Origin of the sequence: Paenibacillus alginolyticus DSM 5050 = NBRC 15375, assembly GCF_000422905.1 — a bacterium.
Classification (GTDB): Bacteria; Bacillota; Bacilli; order Paenibacillales; family NBRC-103111; genus Paenibacillus_E; species Paenibacillus_E alginolyticus.
Map to the genome: position 1 here is coordinate 1 of NZ_AUGY01000122.1, position 19211 is coordinate 19211.

Below are 19211 nucleotides of genomic sequence, written 5' to 3' on the forward strand. Positions count from 1 at the left end.
TGAGAGAACTTTTCACCATAATCTGAAGTTAATTGATCATTAATAGCACTTTTAGACATGTTCATTGTTTTTGCGTATGATTCAGCTTTTTTTAATGCAGACTTATATTCATTAGGAACATTAGCGTCTGCCTTTGCTTTAGCGTCAGCATCAGCTTTAGCTTTAGCTTTAGCGTCAGCATCGGCTTTAGCTTTAGCGTCAGCATCAGCTTTAGCTTTAGCGTCAGCATCAGCTTTGGCCTTCGCATCAGCGTCTGCTTTATCTTTGGCCGCTATTTGCTCAGGTGTCATTGTAGCAGTAGGGGTAGCAGTAGGGGTAGCGGAAGCTTTAACGGGGGCCGCTACAGTTTGTTGTGTCTTATCGGCGTTAAAACTAGAAACAAAGCCAGTTAAAATGACCATACCCACGGCAATCCCTGCCGCATGCTTGCGTTTAATTTTTGGACTGAGGAACTTCAGCATAGCAGATGGCTTAATAATGGAAATGAAAGCATAGATTGTGGCAAAGGTAAGAATGACTATTAAGAATGAAAGCATGGTTGTGTTATCCCCTTTTTTGTATAATGTTGTTCAATTCCCGTCATTTGGATCTAAACCAAGTAATAGCTTATCAAATATCTCTCTTGGTGTATATTGGAAATTACATGTAAAAAACCCCTCTAATTTAACTAGCCATCCTAGGTGTGTCTTAAGTTCTCTAGTTTAGAAATATCGCCACACAGTTACTAAAATCAAAGTGCTGCGCTACGCTACTGGAACGTAACTTGGGAAGTTAAGTAACGAGTCTTTCTAATATAAAAAACTCATTATTTATTTGTGATTATAGGAGGAGCATACTAGCTACTCCTTTTTTCTTTGATTTGAGACATTGTTGGGACCAATTAAAGCTGTATTCAGTTGATTTAACAAAAACAATAAAAAAAAATTTCTTTGGGGAACTTCGGAGGATTAGAAAAATTTTTCTTCATCAGCATTTTGACATCACTCACACGGTAAATTAAGTCCGTCGGTATCCTAAAAAACATCCGTATGATTCAAGAATGGCGCAATAACCAAAAAAATATTAGCTAGCGTGAACCTAGCGAGTTTTGTAATCGCCTTATATAGTGAAAGTGATCTCTAGATGGAGGATGATTTTATGTTAAAAGAAATGAAAGCTACCGGATTATGTCTCATCGTACTCACCAATGTCCTTTTTTCTATTCCGTCATTGGCATTCGCTGCAGCTGCCGAATCTGACGCAAAAGCATTGAATGTTGTGAAGGAGTTACAGAGCAAGGAACCAGTATCAGTCTACTATGAATCGACCTTTTCCTTCACTCCCGGTTCCGAGAATGCGGAGAATCTCGTTCGATTCGACAAGGTTTGGGATGACACTCCCAATGGCCGTTTTCGATCTGAATCAATCGTTAACGGCAAAAAGATTCAACTTTATATCGGAAAGGAAGGTAAAGCAGTTTCTCATGATTTTGTTACGGGGGAGGTTATCACGTATGCCGAACAGAATAATGACATGAGTTTCGTCAAAGCTTCACAGGCTGTGTTGAGCAGATTTCAAGAAACCGATGCTGTTTTTATAGGGGAAGACATTGTCAGTGGCCGAAAGGTGTATCACTTAGCTGGTAAAGGTAAAAAGGAAAGTAGGCAGTACACCGATAAGAATGGCAAACCAGCAACAATCAATATCGAAAGCGCAGATATGGAACTTTGGTTTGATAAAGAAACAGGTCTAATACTACGAGAAATAGATAAATTCCATGGTGATATATCAGAGACTATGGTAACTAAACTAGAAGTTTCGTTGAATTTCCAAAACAGCTTGTTCAATCTCGATGAAGCAAAAGCAGAGGACAACGAAATTAAAGTCATCATAGACGGCGAACAACAGTCCTTCGAACAACCACCTATTATTATGGATGGAAGTACTCTCGTACCACTTAGAGCCATTTTTGAAAAATTTGGAGCAATAGTGGAATGGAATGACAAGGAACAATCCATAACAGCTAAAAAAGGAGGCGTGGCAATTCAACTGAAAATCGGAAGCAAAACCGCTACTGTAAACGGATCGAACAAAACGTTAGAATCTCCAGCGCAAATTCAAAATGGCTATACGATGGTACCAATTCGTTTTGTCAGTGAAGCATTTGGAGCCAAAGTGAAATGGGAGCAAGAATTAAATACGATTGTCATTTTGATGACGCCATGAAGAAAGTGGTTAGTATTTTACTGTCCTCCGTGCTTGCAGTATGCATGTTAGCAGGCTGCGAGGGAAGCAAACCATCGGATAGCAAGCAAGTGTTGAAACCTTTGGGTAAGAACGATAAAACGACGATCAAGCTGATGTATGAAAGTGAAGAATTATTTTTTTCGAAGTACGGTAATTTATTTAATGCTAAGTACCCAAATATCGACATACAGGTGATTGCTACTAGAGACATCATTGCACCGGATAAAGATGCTATAAAAGAAACCAATCGGCTCGTGGAAGAGCAAACACCGGATGTTATTATATTAGGTATGGATGTATTTGAGTCATATGCAAACGACGGCAAGTTGTACGAATTGGATTCCTTTATTGCTCAGGATCGTAATGACATTTCCGGAATGCTTCCCGCGGTTACCGATCTGTTGAGGGCCAAAGGAGGTGGAAAATTATATGGGTTGCCACACACGTTTTTCAGCAGTGCTTTGTTCTATAACAAAGATCTATTCGACAAGTACGGCGTTCCAGTTCCAAATGACCAGATGAGCTGGGATGATGTGATAAGACTTTCCAAGCGTTTTCCGGCCGATGCGGAAAAAGTGTATGGTTTTTATCCGGGATATTACGGGCGTCCGTTGGAGCTTGTGAAAGCAATGGCTGAGACTAGAGGGTTATCCTTGGTTGATTCAGACAATTTGAGAGTAAATATCGCCGATAACGATTCTTGGAAACCAATTTTTGAACTTGCCATCGATGCTTGGAAATCAGGATCAGTTTACCGGCCGATGACCGAATTGGAACGAGTGGGTGGGGCTTATGGGTTGTTCCTTTCCAGCAAAGTGGCCATGATGATCGATAGTACTAACCTCATGGAACGGTTAAAAGAAAACAAGCAGACCGCCCCCAGCTGGGACGTCGTAACAGTACCTGTAGATCCGAAAAATCGTGAGATCACCAACTCTATTAACATTTATGAAGTGTTTGCAATAAATCAAAAGTCTACCAATGCCCGGGCAGCATGGGAATTCGTAAAATTTATTGGTAGTGATGATTTTGCAAAATGGAATGCGAAAGCCTATCAAGGTGGTTTTCCGGTTAGAACGGGCTACTTAAAAAACGTTGATGGGAAGCATTTAGAGGCATTTTATAAGTTAAGGCCGAGCAACCAATCCTTATATAACGATACGCACCAAATTCCATTGAGTTTTTATAACCCTTTTGAGGAGATGTTTAATCAGGAAATCAAGCATGCCATAAATGGTAGTAAGACTGTCGATCAAGTACTAGTAACGTTACAGCAAAAAGGGCAGGATATGTTAAATCAAGCGAAAATGAAAGGCGATACAGGAATAGGGACAAAATAGCGGATCCGCCTCTTGAATTAAATGGACCCTGTATGTCTGTCGATGCAATAGCTAGAAAAAATTTAAAAACACAAATCCAAGATTCCTATATTCAAAAAGATCGTCGGAAAGGGCGATCTTAGGCTGTGGAAAAAAAGAATGGTGATATAATTATCATTGCTTTAAACTGATACACGTGAAGAAGCTGCAGTGCTTATTCATTTGTCAATTAACCTGATTTAATAATCAGATAAAAGGAGTCAGAGAAAAAGGTTGGAACATATAAGCACCGTCCGCTGAGTGAAATATTGAATTCTCAGAGGATGGTGCTATTTTAATTTGGTGAACAAACCAAAATCGTGATGCACTGCGGTAGACTAACGGAACAGAGAAGATAATATTGAACAATATACAAAAAATGATTATGTTTCAAACCATACGTTTCGGAAATCTATCCAACCTTGAGAATTTAATTTCGCATTACGTAATGTAGGGTGAAAAGAACTGCTTATACTTTTGTACACTAAGTAAATAAACGCATACTCTTCCTTTAACTCGTCTTCTAGATCTGATAGAACTTTTTCTTGCATTTTTTTTATAGGCTGAGCGATCAACTTAGTTATTCCACTATCCAAAATTCCAGATAGCTTTTCACTAATGTGGGTTCTGATAAACGGAGATTCGAGATTCTCAAAAATAGAAATAATTCTATCGTTATGGACAGTTTCAAATAAAATGAGATCTGCCCTATTAATGTTTTCATTTAAAAACATGTCCATCCAATCTACAATTGTAACTTCAAGACTGATCCCAATACTTTTATATTGGCTAGCTAACCAGATTGCATCGGGGGCATGCTTCCTATAAGTGAAGAGATGCAGCAGTTCCCCTCCATATGACGACTTCCGTAAGCAGTCTAATGCATAGGGTAAATTATATTCCTTATCCCATTCGGTACTAGCACTCAATGTTAACTGGTGAGCAGGGTACATCCTTGGCAATCCGAGCGCTTCTTGCATACTATGACGATCAATTGAATGATAGAGGGCCTTACGAAACGATAAATCCGACAAGATCCCTCCCTTATTACTGTTAATGGTCAATACGGAACATCCGGTAATTGTCAGGTCCTCGGTCTGCTTGAGGGATTTATTTTCTTCCGATGGAGTTTGCTCACCTGTATGAACCAATATAATGTCCGATGCCGTGTTAAGTACAAGCTCTTCATTATCTGGAACCCTGATAATCTCAACGCGATCAATAAATGAACGTCCCTGAAAATAATGATCGAAGGCCTCGAGGATACAAATTTCCGATGATCTCTTGGTTACTCTATAGGGACCTGTACCAATAGCAGAAAGAACAGTATTCTGGAATGGCTCAAACATTTCACGTGGCGTGATAGATGCAAACGGTAGGCTTAAATAGTGCAAGAATATATAATTAGGTCTTTTCAGTTTAACTACTACACAGTACCTAGACTTAACGATGATCTCCCTGATATCTTGGGCAGCCCAGTGTTGCTTATGCTGGGGGGCTGCAAGGCGAACAAGAGTATATTTAACGTCTTCCGCAACTAGCTCCCGACCATTATGAAATAATACACCCTTACGCAAATAAAAAGTCCAACATGTCGCATCTTCATTGGATCTCCATTGATGGGCAATGCAATCACGAATCTCTTTAGTTTCATCATCATAACTAGTTAATGTATTAAATATTTGAGAGATCATATGAACATCAAGGGCGTAAACGGAATTAGCGGGATCAAGTGTATTGATGTCGCGAAAAATAGGCAGTCTAAGTGTTTCCGTGTAAGCATCATGACGGTCATCGACATAGTACCCGAAATACTGAGACAACCAGCTGACAAACTTATCTCTATTGAAAGAACTTCCCTCGCCAAATCTCCTAATTAAATTAAACGCCTGTTCCAGTTGTCCGGACTTTACTAGTTCTTGGACTTCATGCTGGAGTGTAACCTCGTAATCCAAAAGGAGAGTCAATTCGGATGAATTCCCCCTACCAAGTCCAGAAACAAAATGTACCCAATTGTGCTCGACCATTTTGGAAATAATAATCTTCGTATTACGCGCTGTGCAGTTAAGAATATTCGATAGTTCGGACATTGTAACTTTAAATGGCTGTCCTTTTTTAATACGGGAATAAGCATTAGATATTTCTAAGTAGTTATGTACCAGATGCATAAGGTCCTCCGTAACCATTTTGAATTTCATAAAAGTCGAAATTCAAACATGTTTCTTCCCATTTTACCACGCACGATTGAAGAATATAATGGGGAAAGACCATTGTTGGAGGTGCCTCTAATGTCTGTAAATGTTCCGACTGCCGCAAAGCTGGAAGTATGGAAAAATCGATCATTCACGTTTCTTTTATCAAGTGTTTTTTTGCTGACGATTGGGAATAAAATCTATGAGATCGTTCTTCCACTTATGATGTATGAAATTACTCGTTCTTTTGTATCCGCGACATCTATGCGAACAGCAGAATTGCTACCGAATTTCTGTTTAGCTATTTTTATTGGCGTCATAGTAGATCGAGTGAACAAGAAGAATTGGGCAATGTTGATGGTAGGGTGCCAAGCTGTCCTTCTCTTCATACTCACTTACCTCTTTAAAGCTCAAATTCATGTAATGTATTTGTATTATGTGATTGGTTTTTTATTGATGTCCTTCAATTATGGTTTTTTTAATTCTCAAGTTAGCTTAACCAAGTTGAGTGTACCGTCAAGCCAATTAACCAGTGCTAACGCAAAATTCTCTTTCATTGATACTTTTGTTAGTATCATGGGACCAGCAATAACAAGTATTATTCTCTTATTGGCAGATATGTCGGACGGGATTATGATAACTGCTTTTTGTTATTTAATATGCCTATTTCTTCTCAAACGCTTAGGTAGTTCAGAGACTAATCCGCCTCAGAGCAAGTTGAATTTCCGCATCGACATCAAGGAAGCCTGGAGTTACTTTCGCTCTAATAACATTTTGTGGGGCATTACGATTTCGGTAATTTTTTTAAATTGCACAATGACAGTTATCAATACCACTGTTATTTTCTTTGCAAAGGACATTTTAAAACTTCCCTCTTTTGTACTTGCTGGCGTGTTCTCTGCCTCCGGTATAGGCGGATTACTTGGAAGTTTGATCATAAACAAATTACGGTCTCGTTATGGACTTGGAAGACTCAACGGCGTTTCCGTATTGCTAAGTGGAATCTCCTATATGATCTTGTTCTTTATCTCTAATACCGTCTCATTACTGATCTCAATGTTTCTTATGGGTTTTGCTACTGCTTTACATAGTATTTCTGTATATACTTTCCGCCAAGAACAATCCCCTTCACATATCATTGGCCGAATTGCTGGCATTACTGGAATGCTTTTTCGAATCGGGATGCCGATCGCAATGTACCTCTCGGGTTGGATTATTGTATGGTGGGGAACATCGTCAATTTTTATCACAGCAAGTATTTGGAACCTTCTCATTTTTATCATTCTTCTTAAAACCCATATATGGAAACTATCGTAGAATATAAGAAAAAAACTAAACCTAAGTATCTGTAAGTACCTGTAGTTTTGAAAAGGTTTATTGAAAATGTAGATAAAACGAAATATCTGGACATTTTCCAATACTGCAAACAACTGGGAGCGGTGATCCCGTGAACAACGCTAAGATTTTGATTGATTGCTGAACATAGGAACAACACAATTTTTATAAAAAGGAAGCCAACTTCTGGAGCAATTGGCTTCCAGCAAATTTGTTCATCCACAGCTATAATAATTGAACCATAATCACTTTCAATACGCCTATAAAGTGAACGCGCGTATCAAAGGCATGAAAGGTCTTAGGTTATGAGAAAATTAATTCTTTTTTTAAACGCCTTACTTCTATTGGGAACAATGGGGATGACCATGAGTTTGGATTGGAAGAAGGAATCATCAAAAGAAGTATACTATAAAGATAAAGTGATGGTTTTGTTATATCATGATGTACAGAAGAATTTGAAAGTGGGGGCCTCCAACCCATCAACAGTAAGTTCCAATCAACTCGAAGACCACTTGCGGCTATTGAAGAACCGCGGGTTCCACGTCCTTTCAATGGGTCAGTTCGTGGAATTTATGCTGAATGGCAAAGATATTCCGCCTAATGCTGTAGTTCTTACTTTCGATGATGGGTACGAATCTTTTTATACCGAGGCATATCCTATATTGACACGAAACGGAGTGACAGCGTCAAATTTTGTGGTGGGGATTTCATCTGATTTATTTAACCCAGATGCTGAGCTGCATTTGAACTGGGAGCAAATGCGTGAAATGAAAGCATCTGGCATGGGTTTTTACAACCATACTTACAATCAGCATCGAACAGTCCATTCAACTACAACCGGTTCTCAAAAACCGGCTTTGATGTCAGGAATGTACTTGGAGCAAAAACAAAGATCTGAAAATGAACAGGAATATCGGAAACGGATCTTTAGCGACTTGATGTTCCTCCAGAAACGATTTGAAGATGAAATCGGCGAACAGCAGAAATTATTGGCATTTCCTTATGGGGTCTATGATGATATCGTTTTGGAAGAAGGGAATAGGGCGGGCATGAGGCTTTTTTTCACGGTGGAGGAAGGCATCAATGCATCCGGGAGCCGGATTGTCAAACGGATTAATGCCGGAGAAGCATATGTCTCTGCGGACTTTCTTTGGGATCGAATGAAAACTTTTTTTGAAAAGTAGACAAATTTTTAAACCAAATGTCGATTCCTTATGCAAATAGAATGTGAACACAAGGGGGAGTGAACAATATGGATCTAGAAACAGAAGGGGAATTAATGGATGAGATACGACGAGGCGATAAAGAAGCCTTCCGAAATTTGGTTAATCCATTAATTGCAAAGGCCTATCGGTCTGCTCTAGCTATTTTAAGCTCAAAGCAATTGGCTGAGGAAGCCGTGCAGAATTCGCTTATTGAATCTTATTCAATGATTATGAGCGGTAAAGAAATCCATAATTTTCGGGGATGGTTTAACCGCGTTATTTCAAATCGGTCGCTAGATATTGTGAGGAAAGAACAAAACTACAAGTACACTGTAGACATTAATGAATTAGAAATTGAAGACAACTCAAACTCTCCCTTGGGAGATATCCTGAGGAAGGAACAATCCCAACGGCTTATTGAATCCGTGATGGCTTTGGAGCTCCCACAGAGGGTCGTTGTGGGCCTGTATTATTTTCAGGAATTGAAAATTGACGAAATCGCCACGTTGCTGGACATCAAAGAAGGAACGGTTAAATCCAGGCTGTATCATGCCAGGCTAAAGTTAAGCAATATGCTCGAATTATCACATCTACAGACAAAGGGGATTTTAATATGAAGAGTGAAGATGCTCTGAAATTGGATTTAGAACGATCCTTTGATCAAATTCACGTTCCAGAATCATTGTATCAATTTGCCTCTGAATTGCCAGAACGGTTTGAGAAAGGTGAATTTGCGAATAACGTGGAGCTTATCTCGAATACTAGCCTGGCGAAGCGCTTTTGGCTTGAATCCAGGCCTGTGCTTTTCAAAAGTTTGGCTGCATCCGTGATTTTGTTCATCACTTTATCTGTCAGTGTGAATCTTTCACCTGCCTTTGCATCCTGGGTGAAAGATATTCCTATCCTTCAGGCCATCACTGGCAGCTGGCTTTCTAATGTACGGGAAATCGATGGTGTCCAAAACGCCTTACAAAACGGATATGTTCCGATTGAACCCGTTACTTTGGTACAAGACGGTGCGACATTTACGATCACTGACATATACATGACAGAAGAACGCATGTCATTTCGTGTGTTGATTCGTTCTAACCATTTGGAAAAATATATGTACCCGTATCAAATGATCGCCAAAGTTGAAGGGTTGAGTCCGACATTTGCTACAGAAACAGAGCGTGATTCGGGCAAGCTTGTCGACAATAACAGCGAAGTCATGGAACTCGCTTACCAAATCAATTTGGAAGAAGAGCAGGCTAAGTTGTTTCTGACCCATAATCCGAAGGAGCTGTTCGTGCGGCTTGAGCGCATAGATCATGTGAAAGAAATGGAATCCAGAACTGAAACGATCATTAGCGCCTCCATTCCGTTTGATAAGGCGAATCTGCTTAAAGACAGGAAGGTTGATGTGAATGCTCCCATCATGGTGGAGCCGAATGATCCGGATCTCAAGGAATTGATATTAAAGCAGATACAGATATCCCCGACAGGTCTAAAGGCATTCTTAACAGGAAAGCCTGGCATTTCCGTGGAAGTTCCTTGGAAAAACGAAGCGCCATACTTTATCGATGATCGGGGCACTGTTTATCATTATTTGTGGGACTTGGATCATATGGAAAAAGACAAAGGTACATCCGTCATACCTTTCGCTTCTTCGCCTTATTTTGATAAAAATGTGAAAACACTGCAGTTACATTTGCCAAAGGTGATCGTTTCAGAAGAAAAACCGAGTGCGCAATTTTCCTTGTCACTGAATGAGAAGTTTCCTTTAACTGTTCCCTACAAAGACAGGTCCATTACGATCGAATCTGCGCAGTATGAAAATGGATTCCTGCATTTGAAGATGAAGCAGAATAAGGTCACGGTTGAAGATACGCAAAACATACTAGTTCAAGTTGACGGCTATAATATGAAAATAGCGAACGATTCAAATTTGCAAAGTTATTATCGTGACGAAGTTCGCCAAAACATGTTTAAAGAGCAGGCATTCCAAAATGGAGTGGAAGATGAGCTGTACATTTATGCGCCAAAACAAGAGGAGTACCAGTTGACTCTTAGACGTTATATGGACAGTGTATTGCTGAACAAGAAAGTGGTTGTGCCTATTAAATAGCAATGAGACAGCCAGGCTTTGAATGTCAATACTGCTGAGGCACACAAATGTACCAGTACCATTGTTGATTATAGTCATTGCGTACCTAGTATTTATCACCTAAGAATGCCGAAAAAAATATATTGACAATAACTTATATGTGTATATAATTATTTCATATATGAAATATAGGTGATTAGAATGGTTAATGAAGAATTAAGGAGATTGTATTTAGAAATTCGTGATGTTTACGAACTTTCCCAAAGGACATTAGACAAATATATGGACAATTATGGAATAACACTTGTTCAATTTGGTGTTCTTAAAAGTATTCCAGAAAAAAAAATGATAAGCATTAAAGAATTGGTCCAGAAAGTTGGTTGTGTTCCAAGTAATATGACAACTATGCTTCAACGAATGATGCGTGATGATTTAGTAAAAAGCATTAAAAATCCCCAAGACTATCGCGAAACCTTAGTTTATTTAACAAAAAAAGGGGAAAATGTTAGTCGAACTTTAGAACCAGTTTATGAACAGTTTTTAAAAGAATCTTATGGTCATCTTACAGAAGAAGAACAACAAAATCTAGAGTATTTGCTAAGCAAATTAAAACAAAACCTTACACAAAAGTAAGGCTTTGTTTTAATCAAATATTTCATATATGAAATAATGAAGGGAGCTTTTATTTTATGAATGAAACAGTTCAGAATTATGGTGGAGGTAGAGGTTTGCTAACCATATTATCTTTATGTTCATTTTTTATCGGTCTTGATTCATTAGTAGTATCACCCTTAATTCCACAGATTTTAAATTTAACAAATACTTCTTTGGAACAAGGTGGCTTACTTATCACTGCATATGCATTGTTTTATGGGTTAACTGCTCCATTATTCGGTCCTATTTCAGATAAGGTAGGAAGAAAATCAATGATCGTAACAGGAATGTTGATCTTTTCCATAGGAACCTTTTTTACTGGCATTTCTAATGACTTCGATACCATTTTGGTCTTTAGAGCTGTGACAGGAATATCAGGAGCTATTGTTATGCCAAGTATCTTTGCCTTAGTTGGAGATAAATTCTCTGATAAGGAAAGAGGGAAGGCTATGGGTAAGGTTATGGGGGCAATGATTGGATCCACCGTATTAGGAGTACCCATTGGAGCATTTATATCAGAATTAGTTAATTGGCAAATGACCTTTAGGGTAATTGGTTTTATTGCATTTCTGGTTTTTTTTATTACCTTAATTGGTTTACCCAAAACACGACCTCAAAACCAGATTTCTGTTTCACCTATTAAAACATACTTTGGGCAATTTAAAACAGCCTTCACAAATCCCTCTGTTCTATATGCTCTGCTTACAACATTGCTATGGACTATTGGGCTACATACCATGTTTGCATACATAGGAGTATTTTATAATGAAAAATTTAACCTCAGTGCCGGTGGAATAGGCATTGTAATATTTATTGCAGGGCTTGCTAGTGTAATTGGAAACATTCTTGGCGGAAAATGGTCAGATAAAATCGGAAAGAAGAAGGTAGTTTATTTTGCCAGTCTCTTATCTGCCGTATTTGTTCTAATTTTTTCATCATTAACAGTAAATCTTGTCTTAACAGTTCTAATGCACGTGCTATGGAGTACATCTATTGGGGTTGGGCAATCTTCGCTTACGACTTTGATTTCACAATTAAGCCCTAAAGTAAGAGGAACAGTGATGTCATTAAACAGTTCAGCGATGTACCTAGGTATGACCATTGCTTCGGGTAGTGCTTCTTTAATTCTTGTAGACTTCACATTTCTCGCACTTGGGGTTTTGTGTGCTGTTTCAGCTACACTAGTACTTCCTGTTATCAGAAAGATTATAATTACTGAAAATACTTCAGGAAACCCACCAGAAGTTCTCAGTAAAGTATTATAAGGCTTGTACTAAGATAAAACCACCTAATATTTTCTCTTAAATTTAGATCGCGGCAGCTGGTTTGAGGCTTTGGGGATCTAGTCCTACTACCTTCCAACAGGTCATGTTTGAGCCTTTTTGATCGGTCTCAGATACAAGCGAAGCTATGCTTAGAGCATCGTTGCGAGGCCAAGCACTTACGATAAAGGGGAAATATACGATTGAATCGGTTGCATGAATCGAAATTTCTAAAAGGTTGTACAAGTAACCTATTAGAGTTCAAAAGCAAAAATACTTTAACACCAAAAATGGTAATGGGGAATAGGGGATATGAAAAAAAATTTAATTATTTACTTAATCATGAGATTCGTAATTTTTTTATACTCTTTTTTATTAATAAAGGTGACTCTTTTCAAATATTCTCTAAGAGATATCAAAAGACATTTCTCTATGGACTATACTTGGGAAAATCTTATTAAAAATAGCAATTTCATTCCTTTTAAAACTATAAGATTGTTTTTAGAAGCAGAATATTTGGTAAATAGTGCAAAAAATATAATAGGTAACGTGGTTATTTTTGTTCCTTTCGGTTTTTTATTTCCATTATTCTTTAGTAAACTGAAAGTAGGTCCATTATTTTGTATAGCACTTGCAACTAGCTTGTTAATTGAATTTGTTCAATTATTTGCATTATTGGGATCCTTCGACGTTGATGATATAATTTTAAATATTTTTGGAGCAATATTAGGATTTATAGCTTTCTTTTTGTTAGAAAAAATGAATATATTGCATCACTTTGCAAAAAGATGATTATTACTAAGAAACGGGCAACGTTTGTTAAATAATGGCGGATGCTTAAAAGCTCCACGGACTTCGCTATTGCCGGTTGCGCGGCCGGGCAAATGCCCAAGAACAAGCGTTGATGACCGCAACTGTAAAGAACATAAAAAAGATCGCCCTTCACCTTGCCATGAAAGCAAAGTAAAGGGCGATTGTTGTTTCAGTGGGTGAAGTTTTCTCAAAAATGACCCTTGCCAAGTATGGTTTGTTTCCCTGCTGAACTAAAGGGGCTAGTTGCTGTAAGGTTCTCAAAAACACCTTCATTGTTTACAATTAAGAATGGAAGATATTTGTTTTGCTAGGAGCTGTAAAATTTCAAATAAGTCTCTGTTTGGCTTGACCAATACCGGTAATCATGACCGCCTTTTCCAATGGTATAAGTAACCTTGACCTTTTTTTGAGTAAGCCTTTGAAACATGATTTCATTGCCTTCACTCAACCACGAATGATCATGATCCCCATGATCTAGAAAAACAGAGATATTTGTACTTACCATATGGTCGACTTGATACAAAGGATCTAATTGATCTCTGTTTCTCCCGTTAAATAGCCAATCGATTCCCGATCCATCCCCTGGTTGCAACCGTAATGCGGCACTGTGACCTCCTGCCTTGCTGAAGAGATCAGGATGAGAAATAGCTGCATGCAGAGCGGCAAATCCGCCCATAGAAATACCGCCGATAAATCTTCCCTCGCGATTCCTTTCCGTGTGAAATTGTGATTCTATATAGGGTACAAGTTCCTTGGTCAAAAAATCTTCATACATTCCTTCATCATGATCTTTAAAATGGCGCGCTTGCATCGAAGTGTTTACTCCATAACTATTATCAATCTGAGGACTGACGATGATCATCGGCTTTATGCTCTGTTTCTTAATTAGCCGGTCTGCAGTTTGGTTTATTTTAGCACCGCTTATTCCAAAAAAGCCGTTAAACCAGCTTTTCATATTGCCATCTTTTCCATGTAATAAATATAATACGGGATATGTTTTTTCATTAGAATATCCAGGCGGCAAATAAACCTCAACCGTTTGATCCTTTTGTAGTGAATCACTGTAAATACTCAAATCAATAATCCTTGGTGAGTATAATTCTTGAGCTATGGATTTAAAAGAGAACCCATTAATCACAAGGATTATTACAACTATGAGTGCAGGTAAAGTAAAAAACTTATAACGAAATCGTACCTTCATATGATCCTCCTTCACTGCTATTACAAGCCCAAGATTAAAAGATGAACTATAAAACTAATGGCCATGGGTGGCCAAAGGCTGCGATAGGTATACACAAACCAACCATTTATCAATCCCAACAAGAGGGCGGTCAATACGAGTCCTTCAGAAGAACCTGAAACTAGATAGATAGATGCATAGATTATACTCTGCATGATAATAGCCACATATTTATTAAATCCTAATTTACGCAATTTAGGCTGAAGGATGTTGCGGAATAAAAGCTCATCCATCCAGATGGATATCATTGCGCCGATTGATGGAAACATTAGAGGATGTAAGGACAGATGGGATGACCAAGTGATAACTCCAAAAGAAGTGACCAGTAAAGGCAGTAGAATGATCGTCATGACCCATGCTTGTTTTTGCTTGATTCGGGTAGTGGCAGCTTCCGGAAGTCGTGTTGGATCAACGGTTAGGATGGTAAATAGAGCCATGATGTTATAGACCGAGATTATTTGCTGAAATAGAGCAGGAAAAGCTATGATATATGAAGAAGTTATTCGAATAACCGTGAGACCTATAATATCAATGTTTAGTCGAAGGTTTTTTAACTTATTCGCGTCCATAGGAGAGAGCTTAGAGGATGGCGCCATATACTTCATCGTTATCATACCTCATACCCCCATTTCTTCCAAAACACCAGATGCTTCATGTCGAAGCGTTTATGTTGGGCGGTAAAACGACGTTTAAATAATGCCGCTTGCTCTGAGAAAGCTGACTCGGATGGATAGCCAAGACCGGTTATAACAACAACTCGATAACGATCTGGAATCATTAGAAGGGATTTTACCGCAGCTTCGTCCCAACCGATCATTTGCCTTGTGGTAACACCTAATACCTGAGCTTGATAAATAAGGCTCATCATAGCCAGACCGCAGTCATACAAGTAATATTCTTTTCCATCAATTCGATCATCATCTTCTGGAGCAGCGACTTGTATGATTAACCCAGCCGCTTTCTCAGCCCAACTATTCGTCCGATGCAGGGTATTGCAAAGAGCTTGAATGTCCGCTTTTTCGTTTGCGGCAATGTAGCGTGCAGGTTGGTGGTTCCAGGAAGAGGGCGCTCGGCGGGCTGCTTCAAACAAGGAATTCCAAGTCTCCATCTCGATTTTGCGATTGGACCAATTTGTTATGCTTTTTCTTTCCTCGATCTCAGCTGCTAGTTGAATTTCATTCATGTTTTTCATTCTCCATTCGTCATTATTGTATTACGTTTACTATAAACTTCACGAGGGTCATTTCGATATTGACCGCAGTCATCAAACAGTCATAGGAGAATGAAATGCGTACTTTATTTATTGTTTTGAGGTCTTCCGGATATCTGGCAATACTTTTATATTTGATAGCCACCGGAAAAGAAAATATATGGATTAATTGGATTATTAGCTTGATCATAGCAGGTTGGAATTCTTGGGATCATTGGAAGAAGCCCAGTGAGACTGTCTTTCATATGCGCTTAGGTGTTGTGCTGGAGACTTTATTGATTTTGCTTTGGGCGATCATCGTGAAAGATGGGGTGATCCTATTTATGCTGGCATCACCCTTAATGAGAGGAAGCATCCATTTAAGCATTGTGGATGATATCGCTCTGTTGGTTATGCACTTCATATCTCTTACGATATTGAATATCACCATATTTGAAGGGCATCTCTCGATGTATCTTATACTAGGTTCTCTTATTGGTATTGGCCTGTACAGTACCGCTCTCGGCCTCTTGCTGAAACAGCGGGAGCAAGCGCGTCGTCAATTGGCACTTACCGCTTTTGAAAGGGAGCAGTCCAGTAAGGATCAGGAACGTATCCGAATCGCCGAACAACTTCACGATGTAATGGGGCAGCATTGGGCGTCCATTGTCCGGGCCCTGGATGTTGCGCTCGTTACTCAAGGAGAGCAAAGTATGTCATTTATAAAAAGGGCGCGAGAAACAGCATTGGAAGGTCTTCAAGAAATGAGATCAGCCGTTCATGACTGGCAGGATGGCCGACAAACGCCTCAACAATGGATGGATGATCTTCATCGATCGGTTGCCCGGTTCCAAGCGGTGTCCGGGATTAACATCTTGTTGGAAATTGAACCATTGACATGGAGTCGATTTGAGAACCCGAATGTGATCCCGGAGTTGCTCGCACGTTCGGGGATTGAAGCAATGACGAATGCCGTGCGTCATGGAGAGGCTGACCAAATCTCAATTTCATTGCGTGGCACCAATAAAGCTGCAGTTATGATCATAAAGGATAATGGACGAGGCTTAAAACCAGATTTGCATACATATGGATCCGGAATTAACTCCATAAAAAAGCGTCTAAAAATGTTGAACGGAGACTTAAACCTGTCTAGCACAAGTGGACAAGGAACAATATTGCAAATCATCATTCCTTATTTCACCGAAGGAGAGGGATCAAAGTGATACAAATAGGGATAGCGGAAGATCAAGCATTAATACGGGAAAGCTTAGCCATCGTTCTAGGGTTAGAGTCGGATATTGAGGTTAGATGGACAGCGGCAACAGGAAGTGAAGCGCTGTCGAAGCTCAAAGAAAGTCCAGTAGATATCATTTTGATGGATCTAAGAATGCCTCAGATGGAGGGGGTTACTGCAATGAAACACATCCAAAAAGATGAAAGAATCATTGAGAAACCGACAATCATCGTTTTGACTACCTTTCATCACGATGAATGGCTAATCGAAGCTTTAGGTTCCGGAGCAGAGGCTTGTTTTCTGAAAGAAATTCCTCCACATCTCTTAACCAGAGCTTTGAGGGAAATTATCGCGGATGAATGGAATCCGGCTTTGTGGGGTGGGGATTGGAGAAAATACGTTCCTGAGATTCAATTCAGCATTAGAAGAAAAGAGAATCTAATAGAGACTGGCCATGAGTACTTAACAACGAGAGATTTGGATATTTTGCGAAAGTTATGTGCAGGGGCTACCAATGGAGAAATTGCTGCAGTACTTCATCTTAGCGAAGGAACAATAAAGAATTACGTATCTTCCCTTTACGGAAAACTCGGTGTTCGACATCGGGCAGAAGCAGTGAAGTTGGCGCATGAAAAAGGAATCATTGCTACCTTATATTAAAATATCCTTGACATACTCTAGGGGTACTGCAACAAGTAACATTCAAGTAAACGGAATTTCTTGCCAAAACTGTGTTAATTCTGTCGAGGATGCCTTGAAGGGAATAAAAGTTTCCGGACAAGTCGACCTGAGTGCAAAGTCAGTGGCCGTCGAATATAACGAAACGAAGTTAACATTGACTTTGATAAAGGAAACCAATTCTAATGAAAATGCGAGGTCGCTACCGGGCGGCCTCTTTTTACAAATACAATACCCCATAGGGATATTAGGTAAACGTCTGATGTCTCTGTATACATTGATCACGGTGACATGGACCCTGATTGGTTAATCTATGGGAACAAGGCTTTATAAAAGGTGAAAACTTTCGAGTCCAATTTCAGTTTTTAATCCATACTTTTTGATGTAAAGTAAGGGGGGATCAAAAATAAGAAAAGGGAGTAGTGAATTCTTTGAAGAAGATCTTATTTGGATTAATCTGCGGCATTGTGATAACGGCTTCAACTACTGCTTATGCTTTAGATGTAGTTCAAGCTTATCTATTTGAAGCTAAGTTTGTGATAAATGGCGAAGCGAAAGAGATGAACGATGAATATAAGACCCTAAATTACGAAGGACATGCATATGTACCAATAAGGTATATTAGTGAAAATTTAGGTTCGGTAGTCGCCTTTGACGACAGTAGTAAGACTATAACGGTAGATGATGGATTTGATATCAAAGATGGTAAAACCACAATACGATTGGGACATTTGAAAGTTCTCAAAGAGGGTGCTAACACAAAAATAAGTGGTCAAATATTTGTTGGACAGCAGCATTGGGATGTAATGGCTAATGCACGCAATTGGAGCCAAGAATTCAACCAAGCACCTATTAGGGGGAAGTTGGAGTTTTATGATGAAAATGGTAAGTTATTAGGCAAGGTGCAATTTGAAAAGAAATTCGAAACAACAGGGGATCAAATAAAAACATTTGAAGCGGTTTATGAAGGTGATCTAGCCGGGTATAAGTCCGTAAAACTAACTGATGTGTATCCAGCACCTCAACCCTTACCTGTTCCGACAACAAAGTAGGTAGTTCCGCGGCTGCCGCAAAGCAGCCTTTTTTTGTGAACGCGCAGAAAAGTGAGCTTACATTATAAAGGAAATACATAAAACATGAGGGGGATGAACACTCAATAATTCTGCAAATCAAAACCAACAAGTCATCAGCTAAAAATGTCCATGAACGATTTTTTGCAAAGTTAAGCGCGGCAAAACTTGATTTCTATTTACTCGAGCTTTAAAAAAAGTCAGGTAAAAATGTACAGTATGACTATTTCATCTAAGAGGCCACTTGAGGCGCTCGATTATCTGTAACTCTTCCAAATACAAAATGTGGAGGTTACAGAAATATGATGAGGATTATAAGCATTTGCAAGCTAAGTATAAAGATTATTACTCATAATTTAAGACCGTCCCTTTGACTGGGACGGTCTTAACTGCAAATAATTGATTTTTTCGAGTGTAAACAGGTGGTGAAAATATGACTGTGGGTTCAAGTGCATAGAAATAGAAGGTACGTACAGAGTGTCTTCAGCTTTTTCATAGCCATTCAAGAAACTCGAGGCGATTTCCAAACGGGTCATTTAGATAGAAGCGTTTTACATCTTCATCAGCTCGTGCCTCATCATCAATCACTTCGATATTTTGTTGGTGCAAATATTCACGCAATTCATCGATACCGTCCACATGAAATGTGGGATGTGCTTTTGTGGCGGG

18 protein-coding genes and 1 pseudogene are annotated in these 19211 nt (G+C 39.1%); 13 read left to right on the forward strand and 6 right to left on the reverse strand.

All coding sequences use genetic code 11. The annotated features are described in order from the left end of the window. Nucleotides 1-536: Ltp family lipoprotein (locus G519_RS52635; protein WP_029198384.1), on the reverse strand; the 536-nt coding region annotated here is incomplete at its 3' end. 601 nt (nt 537-1137) lie between these two features. Between G519_RS52635 and G519_RS0133835 the strand changes: the two genes are divergently transcribed. Both G519_RS0133835 and G519_RS0133840 read left to right on the forward strand, forming a co-directional pair. Continuing rightward, nucleotides 1138-2205, forward strand: coding sequence for a copper amine oxidase N-terminal domain-containing protein (locus G519_RS0133835; RefSeq protein WP_029198385.1), 1068 nt, complete (start codon nt 1138-1140; stop codon nt 2203-2205). After that, the gene (locus G519_RS0133840; RefSeq protein ID WP_051253933.1) at nt 2160-3566 is read left to right on the forward strand and encodes an ABC transporter substrate-binding protein; all 1407 of its coding nucleotides are present in this window, start codon (nt 2160-2162) and stop codon (nt 3564-3566) included. Before G519_RS0133835 ends, G519_RS0133840 begins: the two co-directional genes overlap by 46 nt. Nucleotides 3567-3967: 401 nt before the next feature. On the opposite strand, the gene G519_RS0133845 is transcribed toward G519_RS0133840, so the two are convergent. Next, a complete protein-coding gene (locus tag G519_RS0133845; protein WP_029198387.1) occupies nt 3968-5752 on the reverse strand; it encodes an ABC transporter substrate-binding protein in 1785 nt (594 codons plus the stop codon). A gap of 120 nt (nt 5753-5872) precedes the next feature. Between G519_RS0133845 and G519_RS45925 the strand changes: the two genes are divergently transcribed. The 7 genes from G519_RS45925 to G519_RS45930 all read left to right on the forward strand — a co-directional run bounded on the left by G519_RS45925 (nt 5873) and on the right by G519_RS45930 (nt 13110). Continuing rightward, nucleotides 5873-7093 carry an MFS transporter gene (locus G519_RS45925; RefSeq protein WP_051253934.1) on the forward strand — a complete coding sequence of 407 codons (1221 nt, stop codon included), beginning with the start codon at nt 5873-5875 and terminating at the stop codon, nt 7091-7093. 383 nt (nt 7094-7476) lie between these two features. Further along, nucleotides 7477-8295: a polysaccharide deacetylase family protein gene (locus tag G519_RS0133855; RefSeq protein ID WP_244280312.1), complete on the forward strand. Its 819-nt coding sequence runs from the start codon at nt 7477-7479 to the stop codon at nt 8293-8295. A 68-nt stretch (nt 8296-8363) separates the two neighbouring features. After that, nucleotides 8364-8933, forward strand: coding sequence for an RNA polymerase sigma factor (locus tag G519_RS0133860; protein WP_029198389.1), 570 nt, complete (start codon nt 8364-8366; stop codon nt 8931-8933). Further along, complete coding sequence (locus G519_RS0133865) at nt 8930-10423, forward strand: DUF4179 domain-containing protein (protein ID WP_029198390.1); 1494 nt, start codon at nt 8930-8932, stop codon at nt 10421-10423. Before G519_RS0133860 ends, G519_RS0133865 begins: the two co-directional genes overlap by 4 nt. A 180-nt stretch (nt 10424-10603) precedes the next feature. Beyond that, entirely contained in the window at nt 10604-11035 is a 432-nt protein-coding gene (locus G519_RS0133870) for a MarR family winged helix-turn-helix transcriptional regulator (protein WP_036634854.1), read from the forward strand. 56 nt (nt 11036-11091) lie between these two features. Next, nucleotides 11092-12321: an MFS transporter gene (locus G519_RS0133875; protein ID WP_036634857.1), complete on the forward strand. Its 1230-nt coding sequence runs from the start codon at nt 11092-11094 to the stop codon at nt 12319-12321. A gap of 309 nt (nt 12322-12630) precedes the next feature. Then, nucleotides 12631-13110, forward strand: a complete 480-nt coding sequence (locus tag G519_RS45930) for a VanZ family protein (RefSeq protein ID WP_036634859.1) — start codon at nt 12631-12633, stop codon at nt 13108-13110. A 328-nt stretch (nt 13111-13438) separates the two neighbouring features. Here G519_RS45930 and G519_RS0133885 read toward each other — a convergent pair whose 3' ends face one another. Genes G519_RS0133885 through G519_RS0133895 form a run of 3 tightly spaced genes read right to left on the reverse strand, consistent with a single transcriptional unit; the run spans nt 13439 to nt 15554 of the window. Beyond that, on the reverse strand, nt 13439-14332 hold the full coding sequence (locus tag G519_RS0133885) for an alpha/beta hydrolase (RefSeq protein ID WP_051253935.1): 894 nt from the start codon (nt 14330-14332) through the stop codon (nt 13439-13441). A 20-nt stretch (nt 14333-14352) separates the two neighbouring features. After that, the gene (locus G519_RS0133890; protein ID WP_029198394.1) at nt 14353-14985 is read right to left on the reverse strand and encodes a CPBP family glutamic-type intramembrane protease; all 633 of its coding nucleotides are present in this window, start codon (nt 14983-14985) and stop codon (nt 14353-14355) included. After that, a complete protein-coding gene (locus G519_RS0133895; protein WP_029198395.1) occupies nt 14982-15554 on the reverse strand; it encodes a nitroreductase family protein in 573 nt (190 codons plus the stop codon). Before G519_RS0133895 ends, G519_RS0133890 begins: the two co-directional genes overlap by 4 nt. Nucleotides 15555-15658: 104 nt before the next feature. Between G519_RS0133895 and G519_RS0133900 the strand changes: the two genes are divergently transcribed. The 4 genes from G519_RS0133900 (at nt 15659) to G519_RS48145 (ending at nt 18524) form a co-directional block, all read left to right on the forward strand. Next, nucleotides 15659-16783, forward strand: coding sequence for a sensor histidine kinase (locus tag G519_RS0133900; RefSeq protein WP_029198396.1), 1125 nt, complete (start codon nt 15659-15661; stop codon nt 16781-16783). After that, the gene (locus tag G519_RS0133905) at nt 16780-17454 is read left to right on the forward strand and encodes a response regulator transcription factor (protein ID WP_029198397.1); all 675 of its coding nucleotides are present in this window, start codon (nt 16780-16782) and stop codon (nt 17452-17454) included. The genes G519_RS0133900 and G519_RS0133905 overlap by 4 nt, the downstream gene beginning before the upstream one ends. Beyond that, nucleotides 17423-17782 carry a heavy-metal-associated domain-containing protein gene (locus G519_RS53380; protein WP_064743586.1) on the forward strand — a complete coding sequence of 120 codons (360 nt, stop codon included), beginning with the start codon at nt 17423-17425 and terminating at the stop codon, nt 17780-17782. Before G519_RS0133905 ends, G519_RS53380 begins: the two co-directional genes overlap by 32 nt. A 121-nt stretch (nt 17783-17903) precedes the next feature. Then, nucleotides 17904-18524: a stalk domain-containing protein gene (locus G519_RS48145; protein ID WP_051253936.1), complete on the forward strand. Its 621-nt coding sequence runs from the start codon at nt 17904-17906 to the stop codon at nt 18522-18524. A gap of 510 nt (nt 18525-19034) precedes the next feature. Here G519_RS48145 and G519_RS52645 read toward each other — a convergent pair. Continuing rightward, a pseudogene (locus G519_RS52645) lies at nt 19035-19211 on the reverse strand (glyoxalase); the annotation flags it as partial.

Coding starts and splice junctions, on each gene's coding strand:
- G519_RS0133835 (WP_029198385.1), top strand. CDS start 1,138: ATGTTAAAAGAAATGAAAGCTACCGGATTATGTCTCATCGTACTCACC.
- G519_RS0133840 (WP_051253933.1), top strand. CDS start 2,160: ATGGGAGCAAGAATTAAATACGATTGTCATTTTGATGACGCCATGAAG.
- G519_RS0133845 (WP_029198387.1), bottom strand. CDS start 5,752: ATGCATCTGGTACATAACTACTTAGAAATATCTAATGCTTATTCCCGT.
- G519_RS45925 (WP_051253934.1), top strand. CDS start 5,873: ATGTCTGTAAATGTTCCGACTGCCGCAAAGCTGGAAGTATGGAAAAAT.
- G519_RS0133855 (WP_244280312.1), top strand. CDS start 7,477: ATGAGTTTGGATTGGAAGAAGGAATCATCAAAAGAAGTATACTATAAA.
- G519_RS0133860 (WP_029198389.1), top strand. CDS start 8,364: ATGGATCTAGAAACAGAAGGGGAATTAATGGATGAGATACGACGAGGC.
- G519_RS0133865 (WP_029198390.1), top strand. CDS start 8,930: ATGAAGAGTGAAGATGCTCTGAAATTGGATTTAGAACGATCCTTTGAT.
- G519_RS0133870 (WP_036634854.1), top strand. CDS start 10,604: ATGGTTAATGAAGAATTAAGGAGATTGTATTTAGAAATTCGTGATGTT.
- G519_RS0133875 (WP_036634857.1), top strand. CDS start 11,092: ATGAATGAAACAGTTCAGAATTATGGTGGAGGTAGAGGTTTGCTAACC.
- G519_RS45930 (WP_036634859.1), top strand. CDS start 12,631: ATGAAAAAAAATTTAATTATTTACTTAATCATGAGATTCGTAATTTTT.
- G519_RS0133885 (WP_051253935.1), bottom strand. CDS start 14,332: ATGAAGGTACGATTTCGTTATAAGTTTTTTACTTTACCTGCACTCATA.
- G519_RS0133890 (WP_029198394.1), bottom strand. CDS start 14,985: ATGATAACGATGAAGTATATGGCGCCATCCTCTAAGCTCTCTCCTATG.
- G519_RS0133895 (WP_029198395.1), bottom strand. CDS start 15,554: ATGAATGAAATTCAACTAGCAGCTGAGATCGAGGAAAGAAAAAGCATA.
- G519_RS0133900 (WP_029198396.1), top strand. CDS start 15,659: ATGCGTACTTTATTTATTGTTTTGAGGTCTTCCGGATATCTGGCAATA.
- G519_RS53380 (WP_064743586.1), top strand. CDS start 17,423: ATGAAAAAGGAATCATTGCTACCTTATATTAAAATATCCTTGACATAC.